We start from the raw sequence: 12,674 nt of genomic DNA on the forward strand, positions 1-12,674 counted from the left end.
AATGTATAATATAATTAAAATATCTTTTAAGGAGGCTTTTTTATGTCCAAAGTGCTAAATAGGTTTTTAAAATATGTTAAATATGAAACAACATCAGATGAATATTCTACAACTACTCCTAGTACCAAAAATCAATTAAAATTTGCAAAAGTACTAGGTAAGGAGTTAGAAGAACTAGGGCTTAAAGATGTATCGGTAAACGATAAGGGATATATTATGGCCACTCTTCCTTCGAATATAGAGAAGAAGATCCCCACCATTGGTTTTATCGCCCATATGGATACAAGTCCAGATATGTCTGGCAAAGATATAAGCCCAAATATAATAGAAGATTATGACGGTAAGGATATTGTCTTAAATGAAGAAAAGGATATCATATTATCAGTTGATGATTTTCCTGAAATAAAAAATTACGTTGGTAAAACCATAATTACTACAGATGGTACCACCCTATTAGGTGCCGATGATAAGGCAGGTATTGCAGAGATAATTACTGCTATAGAGTATTTAATTGAAAATCCAAATATTCCCCATGGTACTATCAAAATTGCTTTTACTCCAGATGAGGAGATCGGCAGAGGTGCTGATCATTTTGATGTAGATAAGTTCGATGCAGACTTTGCCTATACTGTAGATGGTGGTCCCATTGGAGAATTAGAATATGAAAACTTTAATGCTGCTACTGCAAATATATCCATACAAGGTTCCAATATACATCCTGGAACCGCCAAAGGCAAAATGGTCAACTCCATATTAATTGGGATGGAACTACACTCTATGCTACCAATTAATGAACGACCAGAGTACACAGAAGGCTATGAAGGTTTTTATCTATTGGATGATTTTGTTGGCAATGTAGAAGAAACTAAAATGTCTTATATAATAAGGGACCATGATATGGGAAAATTTAACAAGAAGAAAAAAGCTTTAGAGAAAATTGTTGAATTTTTAAATTACAAATATACTAATAAAATTGAACTCAAGATAGAAGATTCCTATTATAATATGAAAGAAAAGATAGTTCCCGTTATGGAAATTGTAGATATTGCTAAAAGGGCTATGGAAGCAGTGAATATAGAACCAATCATCAGTCCTATAAGGGGAGGTACCGATGGTGCAAGACTATCCTATATGGGCCTACCCTGTCCAAATATATTTACTGGTGGTCATAACTATCACGGTAAATACGAATATATTCCAGTTCCCTCCATGGAAAAAGCTGTAGAGGTAATATTAAAAATAATAGAACTTTATGCAAAAGAATATTAATATAAAAGGAATCAGTCGAAACTGATTCCTTTTATTATGTATCACGGCTATTATAAATCCTGAATATCCAATACCAATATATCATCACTGTATTCAATGTCCAAAGTCTTCAATAATTCTTCCCTTGTATTTCCATAGGATTTGTGAACCTCTACTATATCCAATATATAACCTTCATCAACCTTTTGATCGATCTGCTCTTTAAACCATCCCAAATAAATGCTAATCCTGTCATTTAAATTGAAATCCCTTCCTGAACCTTGGTAATTAGTTTGATCTTTAAATAGATTATCAAATGTGTTCCTATCCTTTATATTGCATACGGAGTATCTTGTAATTATTTTTTCAATCTTTGGGTCTACATCTTTATAGGCAATTAATATCACCTTATATTTTGTTGCTCCACTACTCTTCACAGAGCATCCCCCTTTTCATATTAAAATCTTATGTAAAATATACCCTTAATATTATATAATAAACTAATTTTAGTTAGAATTTACCAGCACAATACTAGAACTATAACGAATTTCAAATCAACACCTTTCTCCTAATACATATTAGTTATTTTTAAAATTAATTAGTATTTGGCATAGCTGCATTAGCTCTTCGTAAAACTATAGGCAATACATACTCTCAAAAAATAACCGATGGCAGGGCTTCCATTACCTGCCATCCTCTATTTTGCCATAATAAACGGCATACTTCTTCAATTTTTTCATATTCAATATATTGCTTAATTCCCCACTTTTCCAAAACTTCTTCAGAACCAATCCAAACCTCTGTCTTTATTGGTATATATTCAAATAATTCCTCTACATCTTCATTGATCATTCTAATACAACCTGCCGATATATATTTGCCTATAGAAGAAGGCTGAGAATTGCCATGGATTCCATAACCTTTATATTTTTCAGTAGAAAGACCTAACCATCTTTTTCCCAGTGGATTATTAGGTGCTCCACCTTTTACCGGTTTAAACTTGCCACCCATCCCTCCCCAATAGGGATTTGTGATCTTATTAATAATGGTAAACTTATAATCTGGAGTAGGAGTAGAGTCCTTTCCTAAAGCTACCGGATATTTCTTGTATACTTCCCCTTTATGATATACGGTTAATATTTTTTTTGTCTTATTTATGACTATAAACCATTCTTTATCTTTAGCCTCCTGGGGAATAATATCTATAATATGTTTGTTTTCTTCAATTAATGCTTCTTCCGTCACCCCCCCAATAATCCCATCAACAAGTAGATTGTTTTCTGCTTGGAAACGTAATAAGGTATTTCTCTGTTCTAAATCGTTTCCATTAAATCCTTTGCTCATATAATTCTTTAAATCTATCTCCTTTCCCTGGGATTCAGTAAAACCTGTAGGTGTAATGATTAAAAAAAGGATCGTTACTAGTAATCCTATTCTTTTAAATGTTCTTCCATTTACCATAGTCCATACCTCCTCCCTATACTATATTCACCTGGTGATAAATAGTTTAATGTTTTTTTGACTATATGATCGGAATATGTACAGGTTAAAGGTATTAAATTTATCTAATATTTTTGAATTTCAAATAGATCTTCAACTTTTTCGCTAATATATCTATAGGAATCTTGGACAGCTTGATTATATATTTCAGGTGCTAATTTTTCCATGAAAAAATCCAATATTAAGATAGCTGCTAAATCCCCTAGATCCTCCTCCCTTTCCTCTAAAAAATATTCCTTAATAGCAGCAATCATATATTCTTTTTTTTCTTGACTTAATTCTATATTATTATTCATTACCTTAGCTCCTTAAATATTATATTTCTCAATTTGTTCTTATCATTTTCTGATAGAAAAGCAGCCTTTATAGAATTATCTATTAAACCATATATTTCATCCAAAGAAAAACCTAATTTATCCATCAACAATTCATACTCCCTCTGTAAAGAAGTGTTGGAGACCGTTATATTGTCTGTATTTACCGTTATATTTAATTCCCTATGTAAAAAATTTCTTATAGGGTAATCCTCTATGGATTTTATAGCCTTTGTTTGTAGATTACTTATAGGACACATTTCGAGAGAAATACCTTTATCCTTTATTATTTCCATTACCTTAGGGTCTTTTATAGCTGCTATTCCATGCCCTATTCTATTAGCATGAAGTAATTCTATGGATTTGGTTATATTGTCCTCTATGCCAGTCTCACCTGCATGAACAGTAATCCTATAACCTTTTTCATAGGCCAATTGAAAAGCCTTCTGATGGATTTCTGGTGGAAAATCTGCTTCATTTCCTGCTAGATCCACTGCCACAACTCCTTTATCAAGGTATTTTTCTCCGTATTCGACCACCCTAATGCTCTCCTCTACATCTTCATGTCTCATACATATGAGAATTGCATTAGATAAAATACTAAGATCCTTTTTTGCCCTTTCCATCCCATTCAATACACTTTCCACTACTTCATCAAAGGTAAGGCCCTCCTCCATATGAAGAAAAGGAGCAAATCTTATTTCTACATATTTTACATTTTGTAAACTCAAGTCTTCCAGTAGTTCATAGGTAATCCGCTCTAAATTTTCTTTCCTCTGCATAGTCTTTAAGGGATATTTAAACTTTTCTAAGTACTCATTTAAAGATTTACATTCATCCTTAACCCTAACCATTTCTTCAAATTGCTTAATATCCATAGGGGTTATTTCCCCCTGTTCTAATAATAGTTCATACATGGTTTCTGTCCTTACACTACCGTCTAAGTGACAATGTAATTCTATTTTTGGTATATCTTTTAATTTATTTTTCATATATCTCTTCCTTCCTTTTTCACCTTTTATATTGCTTATACCCATATGTACCTTTACTATTTATATTCTATCTTAATAGTATATTTCCTTTATTATATAAAAAATAGGGATGGATTAAAATCCTTATCCCTATCTTAAAAATTATACTATCCGTTTATTTTCTCTTTTGTGCCATAGGATCTGATACCATTTCATAGCCTCCCATGGCAGCCATAGTGATCAATATGGAATTAATAAGGGTGATTATAAATCCTTGTATACCTTCTCCAATTTTACTAAATATAAATGTTAAGATAAGAGCTATTATAAAAGTATACAGTCTTACGTAGCTATCACCCAATTGCTTTTTAATGATGGATTTTGTAAACTGAACTATTATGTTGGTTGCTAAAACCAATCCTACAAAAGTAGTCAATACCTCAGGTGTCATAAAATCATCATACATTATTTCTCCCCCTTTGACCTAAATATCATCGTTATTATCTCTTCTCTTGTTGCTGTATCTTTTGGCCTTTTACCATCGATAATTCCGTTTTCTATTCCCCACTTCCATGCTTCCTTAGCCCATGGACTTGGATCTTGGTAGGTAAGTTCTATAGATACATCTCTTTTGAATTTGGTCCAACCTTCCCAATTATTATAGTTTAATATCCTTGGGCAATCTTTTTCCGACCAATCGAAATGTCTCCTGAGCCTATCTAGCCCCCAACCTCTTTCCTGTAACATCTTGGCTACTAACTTTACTGCGTTTTGTAGAGTCTTTTGTCTATCTCCTGATTCACATATCTCTATACCTATAGATGTACTGTTACCTTGAGTACTACCTGCGTGGTAGGCAATTTCATCTAGTGGTATGGCTTCAATTGCTTCTATTTCATCTACAACTATATGCCAACTAGCTGTTCTATTATTAGAAGGGTTTACTAGCCAATCTCTTTCGTTTTGAGCTGACGATTTTTCATTAGCTGTTGAATGAATGGTTATATATTCTGCTTTAATTTTTTTACCTGATCTTTTCGCCTTACTAATAGGTATATGCTGCATTTTATAATTCATGATATTGCACCCCCTACTAAATTATATATTTTATTATTTAGATAGTTACTAAAGTCAAAATATGCAACACCTTCATGATAGCCATTTATAGCCAATTGTAGCGATTTTATAATGCTACTATACCAATTAATTAACACTGCTATAAAAGTTAATCCTAAGCTAAATATGAAGACCGTTTTTCATTGTTTTTAATTTTTCATATGCGTAGTGCTATTACTCGTAACTAAATGTATTATAATATTTATTATTCTTATTCTGAACTAAGAAAATGCAATATCTGGAGTGTATTTGTAGATGTATAAGTAAATTAAAAATAGATCTAGTTCAAATAAATGTTTATAAAAAATTAATTTTTACATTTATGTTCGCATAAATGTTACTGGGATTAATGGTCATGTATATATTGATTTTGATATATTTGTTGACATAAATGTTTTCATTTATGTTTGTATTAATGTTCAAATAATAAAAAAAGACCAGGCATTACACCTGATCAATTTTAGATAATATTACATAAAGGTACTCTAACTAACACTAGACGATCGGTTGCATTTTCAATATCAAATACTAAAAATACATTTTGACCTACTACAAATGCACATATAAGATTTACATCTCTTCCTTTAGGAATTGTATTAACTATTTGACAACGCATAACTCCCGCTGCTATTAATTCTGCTGCTTGTGCTGAAGTTACTTCTATTATGATTACTTCTTCAACTTCTCTTCCTGCAACATCTATTTCTATTTCTATTAGAAGAAAAAACCTCCCACTTATCTGAGCTACACATGTTGCTCCTATACTTATTATATTATTAATCTGGCTAAGCTCCATAATCCTATCCCCTTTTTTTATATTGAAAAAGTTTTTCAAGGCCTTGTTCCTTTCTCAATACAAGTATATTATGGACTAGCAAATGTGTTACTATATTATTCTCTAACAAGCTTTAATATAGTTTCCTTTATTAAGTAGATTCTTTTGACAATATCTCATTTAATGCTCTAATTATATTTTCCTTCCTTACAATTAAATAACATAGCAACCTATCTTCTTCACTATAAGTATTTTCTGTCATTATATCGACACCTATCCATTCTTGCAAACTTCAAGAGTCTGGTACCAGATGAAACCTCAGATATCTGCCAGAGACTTTGCAAAGAACATACCCTTTACCTTTTTCATTCTTTTTTTCGTTGTTCATAAGTATCCGGTATTTTGATTGTTTTTCTATCCATTCCGATGACACCTCCACTATATTTTACCATAGTAGGACCTAGGAGGGCATAAAAAATACACCCTCCTAGGTGTGCTATTGTCTGCCTTGGTGTCGCTAATATCATATTCTATTCCTCTTCTGTCAATCTACCTTTGTTGTATTGCATTTCTACAAAATCTTCATCTACTTTACCTAATATCTACATAAGAGTATATCCAATCAGGTTAGGAGGTTTTATATGTACTTCCTAGCTTAAAACTCCGTATAAAAAAAGAGCCTCATCGGCTCTATTAGCTTATCTATAATAATTTCTTCAATTTCTCAATAGACTTTCTATCCTTCTCCAATATCTCACCCGCAATATCTCTAGACCTATCATCTAAATCTCCTCTTAAGACTTTTTCAGCCATATTAACTCCTTTAGTTTCCCCTTCGATGGCTTTCTTAATAATTTCATTCGTGTCTGCTTCAGGACCTAAATCCATGTTGAGCATCATTTCTCCCATTGTACCCTTCATACCAAGGTTTTCATCTGGCTGTCCTCCTATGCTTTGTATATAGCTTGCTAATTTATCAATGTTTTCTCTATGTTGCTTCTGAACTTCTTGAAGGGTCTTTTTTGCATTCTCATCTTCTAGTCTAGATATAAAGTTGTTAAAGCTATCTACTGCCATGTATTCCCCTTGTAACAATTCATTAAGTGCCTTTATGGTTTCTTGACTACTTGACATCTACTTTCCTCCTTAGTTATATGTTTATTATATGGTTATCTTTATTTTTCCACTAAGTATAAAATTAATACATTATCCCCACTTTACTTGCCTGATCCTTCTTCCCTGCCTCTTATATCAATCATGCCGCATCAATCTCCCAGGCCTATCCCCTAGTTTAATTTTCTTCTGCCGCCTTCTGCCTATAGCTTTCAATTTTCTATATGTATCTATATCATTTCTTCTCAAATATTCTTGCCTACATGGCCGCCTTGCTTTCTAATATTACTGATAATGTATTCCCATCTATTTTTTTCTAATTTATAGTTACAATATTTGCATTTAATTTTAATCATTTTCTCACATGCTCTTTAGCGCATTTATTTATCACCTATAATTTTTCAAAGAATATACTATATTAAAATCATTAATACGAGGTGATAAATATGAATTACTTTTACAATAGCCCTTATGACTATCAATATTGTGATTATTATTATAATCAATTAATTAAAGATCTAGCTGAATATATCCAGGATGAAATGCAAGATGCAGCATACTACCAAGAATTAGCCAAATTTGCTCCTACTGACAGAGCAAAATCTCTTATTCTTCAATTCAGCCAAGATGAGAGTACCCATGCTAAAAACTTTCAAGAAGCTTATAAAATACTAACTGGTGATTATTATACACCTCAACCTCTGCAACCTATAGTCATTACAGATTATGATGATGCTCTAAAAGAAAGAGTAATAGCAGAAACTAATGATTATAAAAAATATGGTGATCAGTACCTAAGAGCACCCAATAAATACTTTCAAGATTTATTCTTTACAACAAGAACAGTAGAAGCTCAACATGCTATAAGAATTAGTATACTTTTTGAAGAAGAAGCAGAGGAATAATTAAAAATAGTAATGCTTCTAGTAGATAAAAAGTTATATCATTTAATTTTACTAGGAGCATTTTATTAAATTTATATATATTGTCAATTATGAATAAATCTATTGTGCTAGATTTTATATTTACAATAAAAAATCTCACCTATGGGTAAGTGAGATTCCAACAACAAACTTCGATACATCCTTTATATAATTGTCCCTAATATCATGTTACCATATCTAAAACGAACATACCGAACAACTTTAGTATTTCTTTAAAAATCTATCATGAATCATTCTCAGACTATCAGCTGTATTATTTCCCCCCTATACTTGCTGCTACCTGTTCCCAGGTTAGCCCACTAACATATCTAAGGGTTATTATCTGCCTTATAAGGCTATCGTCTATATTATCTATATACTCATAAATTTCTTCTACCATATCTAATAATTCATCTATTCTTCTCTCCAATTGTCTTTGAAGCCTTTTAGTTCTGTATAAGGAAAGTATAGATCAGTTATTTGTTTTTTAGCATTTCTATTTCATTTTTAGTTATCTTAATTGTTTTAATTGCTCCTTATTTATTTGTTATTCCTCCCTATAAATAACCCCATACACATGATATTTCTTCTCAAAACTATCTCTGCCTATAGTTTCTATTTTAGTATGATGTATCCTACTTAATTGCATTTTTCTTAGATCTTTATCGTCTATCTTACTCCTATTTCTACCCATCCCTATAGCGTTATAATGGTGCATTTCTCCCTTTCTGCCACAAATACAACATATTTTATACTTAATATATCCCCCTTTTGATTTTAGTTGTTTACAATTACACTCAAGCTCATTAATTGGTATGCTTCCAAAACCTTTTTTGCTTTTGTTCTCTTGATGTCTACTCCAGTACCAGTTTAGAGTAGTCCAGTCTAGCTTATATACTGAATTTAGTTTTGTAAAATATATGAGTAAGAAAGCTATTCCTCCATATATTCCTATGTAGTCTAGTGTGCTTTTTTCTTCGTAATATGCTGATACTATCTTTTTCCCTCTTCTAAAATGGCCCATTAATTAGTCTTTTCCATAGTTTCTTCTTCACCTAATACCATCCCCTTATTTTTTTATTTCCTCTCCCTCCATAATCTATTGGAGATATAGTCTTTATATTCAAATTCTTCATTTCTTTCCCTTCTAGCCTTTTCTGATATCTTTTTATACTCCAGATAATCTTCACAGTTGTCATGGCACCCCACAAGTCTTTTATTACAATCAATACACTCTTTTGACACCTTTATGCTCCCTCTTTCTAATTTCCTTAAAATAATTTAACTTTAATCACAATTTTCCCTATAAAACATAAACTGTTATTGAGTTATAAAAATATTTCTTTAAATAGGAGGCTTATATTATGACTGATACTCAATGTCGCCGTGGATTATTTGGTGGTGGAGATTGTGGTATGGACGATTCCTTACTATTTTTCTTCTTGCTTTTAGTAGTTCTTTTCTGTAACTGCGATATGTTTGGTGGAAGATGCTAATTATCGCATTAATTCGGGGCGATTGCCCCGTTTTTTATTCCCTTCTAAATATTTTACTATTTTATCCCGCCTTCCACACTCTCTTGAAAGGCCTATCTTGATTATAAATATGTCCACAGTACGTACAGACTAGTGATGGTCTGATATAAATACCTGTTTAGAAAAAATACTTGCCTTCTAATATAAACTGATAGTATCTATTCCACCTCAATCTTAAACTACTATGTCTACGTCTACTCATTTTCATTCTCCTTCCAATATGGTATATTTAATTAAATAGTATTTTTATCTTACTGACCTTTTTGGCCTGCCAGACAAACTGGTCTTTTTTCTATACTTGTAAACCCTGTTCTTAATTCCACTTCCTGTATAGCCATAGATCCTTCCTATCGCTTCGTAAGACATCCCTTGTTCCTTGAGTCTAATCATGTTATTACGTCACATCATAAACGTTGACTATTGCTCCCTCTATAACTACAAAAGCCTGCTCTGGTGTTGCGACATTCTCTTGGAGTATTGCTATATACATTGCAGCTACGTTGTACCTTAAGTTAAAGGCTATTTCAGCTTGCATACTTGTCCACCTCCTCATCCAAAATATCCTTAGCCATGTCCACAGGTTCCCCTAGAGGGCAGACTTGTGGATAAAAGTATTGAAGCTTTTATATTAGGAATAGAAATGTATAACAAGCCTACAATAAGGTATCGTGTAGAGGGATTTAGCTTTTTTATATGCAATGCCTGAGAATTACTGCTAAAGGCACATATAGTAAAATGCAAAGGAGATGACTCTATATATTATTCTGATAATCCAGATCGTACCTTTTCATTAAATAGATGTATCAAAGAAGTTTTTACAAACCACAAGGATCCATTAAGAATAAATTTAGAAAAAATAAATGATTTAAGAAACATAAGTACGCATTTTATAACCGAGGAATACGAACAAATCTATGTCTCTTTATTTCAATCTTGTGTAATAAATTATTCAAATAAACTAATAGATTTCTTCGATATAAATATCTCTAATTATGTTCCTTAAAGCTTTTTGACTTTATCTATTAACATAGATGGAATTACAGAAAACAGTATAAAAGCCAAATACCCAAAACAAATAGCTAGTAAAATATTAATAGCTACCAAGGACATTAATCAACTATCCACTAAGCAAGGAAAAGAAGAAAAAGAAAAAAGGTTAAATTGCGGAAAAGAATGGGAAGGTAGCGATAACTTTGAAAAGAACTTTGTATTCACTCAATGGAATGGAAAGGTTATGCATCCCTCTAAGCCTTCAAAATGGTTCAATGACTTTTTAAAAAGAAAAGGATTACATTTCATCAGTTACAACATACATCAGCTACCATGCTAATCAATACAGGATTAAATATAAGAGCATTATCCGCAAGACTGGGACATTCTAATACATCTACCACATTGAATATATATTCTCATGCATTGAAATCTGCTGACAAGGTTACAGCCAAAAAATGGAAGAGATAATGTTCGGAAAAGTGACAGAAAAGGATGCAAAATAGATGCATTTTATTGTTTTTCCTTAAATTCGTCCTCAATTTCGCATTATGTAAACCATGCTGGAAAAATAAAAACCCTGTAACCATTATGATTACAAGGTTTGATTGGCGCACCCTGAGGGACTCGAACCCCCGACCAACTGATTCGAAGTCAGCGACTCTATCCAACTGAGCTAAGGGTGCATATATACTTACATAACTATTATAAGGATAAAAAGCTCTAAGGTCAATGATTAATTCTCTTTATTGTAATATTACTTATCTGTACCCTATTAAAAAACCTAATAGGAAATACGCTGTTACCAAGACCACTATCTATATGCAACAGGGTATCTCCTATTTTAAATACACCCTTGTCATACTTGGGAAAATAACCTTGACCAGGAGCTATTATCGCTCCTAAAAAAGGCAATCTTACCTGTCCTCCATGGGTATGTCCTGAAATGATTAAGTCCTCCCTTCCCGTCATATAATACAGAGGTCTGTTAGGGGAATGGGATAGTAGAATTGTAAAATTTTTGTCGTCTATTCCTTCTAATGAATTTTTGTAATCCTTTTGGGATATATAAAAACCAACGCCACATATATTAATCCTTTCCCCATCTATATTTATAATCTCTCCAGTATTCTCCAGCAAGTTTACCCCCATAGCTTTTAAGCTGGACATGAATTCATCACCAAGAATGCAGCCTAATTCATGATTCCCATTAACATAGAATACATTATTATTGATTGAAAACACATCCTTAATTAATTCTAATGTTGGCTCTATATCCTTTGTTCTACTATCTATAAGATCCCCGGTTAATACAATAATATGCGGGTCAAACTCCCTTATGTCCCTTAATAGCCTATCCTTATTAATCCTATAATTAGCATGATAGTCCGATATCTGAGTTATCCTAAGTTCTTTTGATAATTTAGGACTATATAAAACCGGTTTGTTTACATAAAATTTGCTTATCTGAATATGATTATATATTAATACACATACTAGCAATGTGCCTATTATTAATACCCATTTCATCTTCATAAATACCTCCATAAGGCAATAAAAAAAATTGGCTGACGCCAATTTCATTTTGGTGCGGGAGAGAGGACTTGAACCCCCACGTCAAAGACACTAGATCCTAAGTCTAGCGCGTCTGCCAATTCCGCCACTCCCGCATAGATTGTTGGTGACCCATCGGCGACTCGAACGCCGGACGCCCTGATTAAAAGTCAGGTGCTCTACCGCCTGAGCTAATGGGTCACAATGGGGTGGATGATGGGATTCGAACCCACGACCTCCAGAGCCACAATCTGGCGCCCTAACCAACTAGGCCACATCCACCATATAATATTTTAACACTGGCGCACCTAGGAGGATTCGAACCCCCGGCACACGGATTAGAAGTCCGTTGCTCTATCCAACTGAGCTATAGGTGCCTATCTTGGAGCGGGTGAAGGGGATCGAACCCTCGCTACTGGCTTGGGAAGCCAGTGCTCTACCACTGAGCTACACCCGCATTTATCCTCCCAAGTTTTATCGCTGACAATATAGAATTATAGCAGGTTAATCCATTAATGTCAATAGCTTTTTTAAATTTTTATTATTATTCTATGATAATGTCATATTAAATTCATTCTGATAAAATGTCATATATGAGAGAGGAGATATTTAATATGACTCAAAAAGAAATAACT

19 protein-coding genes, 6 tRNA genes and 1 pseudogene are annotated in these 12,674 nt (G+C 32.8%); 6 read left to right on the forward strand and 20 right to left on the reverse strand.

Annotated features, from left to right (window positions below):
- Positions 1 to 42: 42 nt before the first annotated feature.
- Positions 43 to 1,269 carry a peptidase T gene (pepT, locus tag C3E88_RS03700; protein WP_236908818.1) on the forward strand — a complete coding sequence of 409 codons (1,227 nt, stop codon included), beginning with the start codon at positions 43 to 45 and terminating at the stop codon, positions 1,267 to 1,269.
- A 50-nt stretch (positions 1,270 to 1,319) separates the two neighbouring features.
- Here the strand turns inward: pepT and C3E88_RS03705 are convergent, their stop codons facing one another.
- The 9 genes from C3E88_RS03705 to C3E88_RS03745 form a co-directional block, all read right to left on the reverse strand.
- Positions 1,320 to 1,685 (reverse strand): hypothetical protein, encoded by a 366-nt coding sequence (locus tag C3E88_RS03705; RefSeq protein WP_236908819.1) that lies wholly within the window; start codon positions 1,683 to 1,685, stop codon positions 1,320 to 1,322.
- Between the two features lie 217 nt (positions 1,686 to 1,902).
- Positions 1,903 to 2,709 (reverse strand): L,D-transpeptidase, encoded by an 807-nt coding sequence (locus C3E88_RS03710; RefSeq protein WP_236908820.1) that lies wholly within the window; start codon positions 2,707 to 2,709, stop codon positions 1,903 to 1,905.
- Positions 2,710 to 2,813: 104 nt separating this feature from the next.
- The gene (locus C3E88_RS03715) at positions 2,814 to 3,044 is read right to left on the reverse strand and encodes a DUF2164 domain-containing protein (RefSeq protein WP_236908821.1); all 231 of its coding nucleotides are present in this window, start codon (positions 3,042 to 3,044) and stop codon (positions 2,814 to 2,816) included.
- Complete coding sequence (gene add / locus C3E88_RS03720) at positions 3,044 to 4,054, reverse strand: adenosine deaminase (RefSeq protein ID WP_236908822.1); 1,011 nt, start codon at positions 4,052 to 4,054, stop codon at positions 3,044 to 3,046. Before add ends, C3E88_RS03715 begins: the two co-directional genes overlap by 1 nt.
- 154 nt (positions 4,055 to 4,208) lie before the next feature.
- The gene (locus C3E88_RS03725; RefSeq protein ID WP_236908823.1) at positions 4,209 to 4,499 is read right to left on the reverse strand and encodes a hypothetical protein; all 291 of its coding nucleotides are present in this window, start codon (positions 4,497 to 4,499) and stop codon (positions 4,209 to 4,211) included.
- Positions 4,499 to 5,110 carry a peptidoglycan recognition protein family protein gene (locus C3E88_RS03730; protein ID WP_236908824.1) on the reverse strand — a complete coding sequence of 204 codons (612 nt, stop codon included), beginning with the start codon at positions 5,108 to 5,110 and terminating at the stop codon, positions 4,499 to 4,501. The genes C3E88_RS03725 and C3E88_RS03730 overlap by 1 nt, the downstream gene beginning before the upstream one ends.
- Before the next feature lie 499 nt (positions 5,111 to 5,609).
- On the reverse strand, positions 5,610 to 5,945 hold the full coding sequence (locus C3E88_RS03735; protein WP_236908825.1) for a spore coat protein: 336 nt from the start codon (positions 5,943 to 5,945) through the stop codon (positions 5,610 to 5,612).
- Between the two features lie 344 nt (positions 5,946 to 6,289).
- Complete coding sequence (locus C3E88_RS03740) at positions 6,290 to 6,451, reverse strand: hypothetical protein (protein ID WP_236908826.1); 162 nt, start codon at positions 6,449 to 6,451, stop codon at positions 6,290 to 6,292.
- A 175-nt stretch (positions 6,452 to 6,626) separates the two neighbouring features.
- Entirely contained in the window at positions 6,627 to 7,058 is a 432-nt protein-coding gene (locus C3E88_RS03745; protein WP_236908827.1) for a DUF2383 domain-containing protein, read from the reverse strand.
- 425 nt (positions 7,059 to 7,483) lie between these two features.
- Between C3E88_RS03745 and C3E88_RS03750 the strand changes: the two genes are divergently transcribed.
- Positions 7,484 to 7,942: a ferritin-like domain-containing protein gene (locus tag C3E88_RS03750; RefSeq protein WP_236908828.1), complete on the forward strand. Its 459-nt coding sequence runs from the start codon at positions 7,484 to 7,486 to the stop codon at positions 7,940 to 7,942.
- Between the two features lie 292 nt (positions 7,943 to 8,234).
- Here the strand turns inward: C3E88_RS03750 and C3E88_RS03755 are convergent, their stop codons facing one another.
- The 3 genes from C3E88_RS03755 to C3E88_RS03765 form a co-directional block, all read right to left on the reverse strand.
- Complete coding sequence (locus tag C3E88_RS03755; RefSeq protein WP_236908829.1) at positions 8,235 to 8,390, reverse strand: hypothetical protein; 156 nt, start codon at positions 8,388 to 8,390, stop codon at positions 8,235 to 8,237.
- Between the two features lie 117 nt (positions 8,391 to 8,507).
- Entirely contained in the window at positions 8,508 to 8,984 is a 477-nt protein-coding gene (locus tag C3E88_RS03760) for a Holliday junction resolvase RecU (protein WP_236908830.1), read from the reverse strand.
- 53 nt (positions 8,985 to 9,037) lie between these two features.
- Positions 9,038 to 9,205: a hypothetical protein gene (locus C3E88_RS03765; protein ID WP_236908831.1), complete on the reverse strand. Its 168-nt coding sequence runs from the start codon at positions 9,203 to 9,205 to the stop codon at positions 9,038 to 9,040.
- Between the two features lie 119 nt (positions 9,206 to 9,324).
- Between C3E88_RS03765 and C3E88_RS12280 the strand changes: the two genes are divergently transcribed.
- Positions 9,325 to 9,456, forward strand: coding sequence for a hypothetical protein (locus C3E88_RS12280; RefSeq protein WP_272878410.1), 132 nt, complete (start codon positions 9,325 to 9,327; stop codon positions 9,454 to 9,456).
- A 433-nt stretch (positions 9,457 to 9,889) separates the two neighbouring features.
- Here C3E88_RS12280 and C3E88_RS03770 read toward each other — a convergent pair whose 3' ends face one another.
- Positions 9,890 to 10,030, reverse strand: coding sequence for a hypothetical protein (locus C3E88_RS03770; RefSeq protein WP_236908832.1), 141 nt, complete (start codon positions 10,028 to 10,030; stop codon positions 9,890 to 9,892).
- 66 nt (positions 10,031 to 10,096) lie between these two features.
- Between C3E88_RS03770 and C3E88_RS12415 the strand changes: the two are divergent.
- The 3 genes and pseudogenes from C3E88_RS12415 to C3E88_RS12480 all read left to right on the forward strand — a co-directional run bounded on the left by C3E88_RS12415 (position 10,097) and on the right by C3E88_RS12480 (position 10,956).
- Positions 10,097 to 10,498 (forward strand): annotated as a pseudogene (locus C3E88_RS12415) (DUF3644 domain-containing protein).
- A 6-nt stretch (positions 10,499 to 10,504) separates the two neighbouring features.
- Complete coding sequence (locus tag C3E88_RS03775) at positions 10,505 to 10,825, forward strand: hypothetical protein (RefSeq protein WP_236908833.1); 321 nt, start codon at positions 10,505 to 10,507, stop codon at positions 10,823 to 10,825.
- On the forward strand, positions 10,819 to 10,956 hold the full coding sequence (locus C3E88_RS12480) for a hypothetical protein (RefSeq protein ID WP_442870632.1): 138 nt from the start codon (positions 10,819 to 10,821) through the stop codon (positions 10,954 to 10,956). Before C3E88_RS03775 ends, C3E88_RS12480 begins: the two co-directional genes overlap by 7 nt.
- Positions 10,957 to 11,094: 138 nt before the next feature.
- Here C3E88_RS12480 and C3E88_RS03780 read toward each other — a convergent pair.
- The 7 genes from C3E88_RS03780 to C3E88_RS03810 all read right to left on the reverse strand — a co-directional run bounded on the left by C3E88_RS03780 (position 11,095) and on the right by C3E88_RS03810 (position 12,496).
- Positions 11,095 to 11,171: transfer RNA gene (locus C3E88_RS03780), tRNA-Arg, on the reverse strand.
- Between the two features lie 43 nt (positions 11,172 to 11,214).
- Entirely contained in the window at positions 11,215 to 12,021 is an 807-nt protein-coding gene (locus C3E88_RS03785; RefSeq protein WP_236908834.1) for a metallophosphoesterase, read from the reverse strand.
- A gap of 50 nt (positions 12,022 to 12,071) precedes the next feature.
- Positions 12,072 to 12,155, reverse strand: a tRNA-Leu gene (locus C3E88_RS03790).
- Positions 12,156 to 12,164: 9 nt separating this feature from the next.
- Positions 12,165 to 12,240, reverse strand: a tRNA-Lys gene (locus tag C3E88_RS03795).
- 4 nt (positions 12,241 to 12,244) lie between these two features.
- Positions 12,245 to 12,321, reverse strand: a tRNA-His gene (locus C3E88_RS03800).
- Between the two features lie 18 nt (positions 12,322 to 12,339).
- Positions 12,340 to 12,416 (reverse strand) — tRNA-Arg (locus C3E88_RS03805).
- A gap of 6 nt (positions 12,417 to 12,422) precedes the next feature.
- Positions 12,423 to 12,496 (reverse strand) — tRNA-Gly (locus C3E88_RS03810).
- Positions 12,497 to 12,674 lie beyond the last annotated feature (178 nt).

Origin of the sequence: Clostridium sp. Cult3, assembly GCF_021655115.1 — a bacterium.
GTDB lineage: Bacteria > Bacillota > Clostridia > Tissierellales > Tepidimicrobiaceae > PPXY01.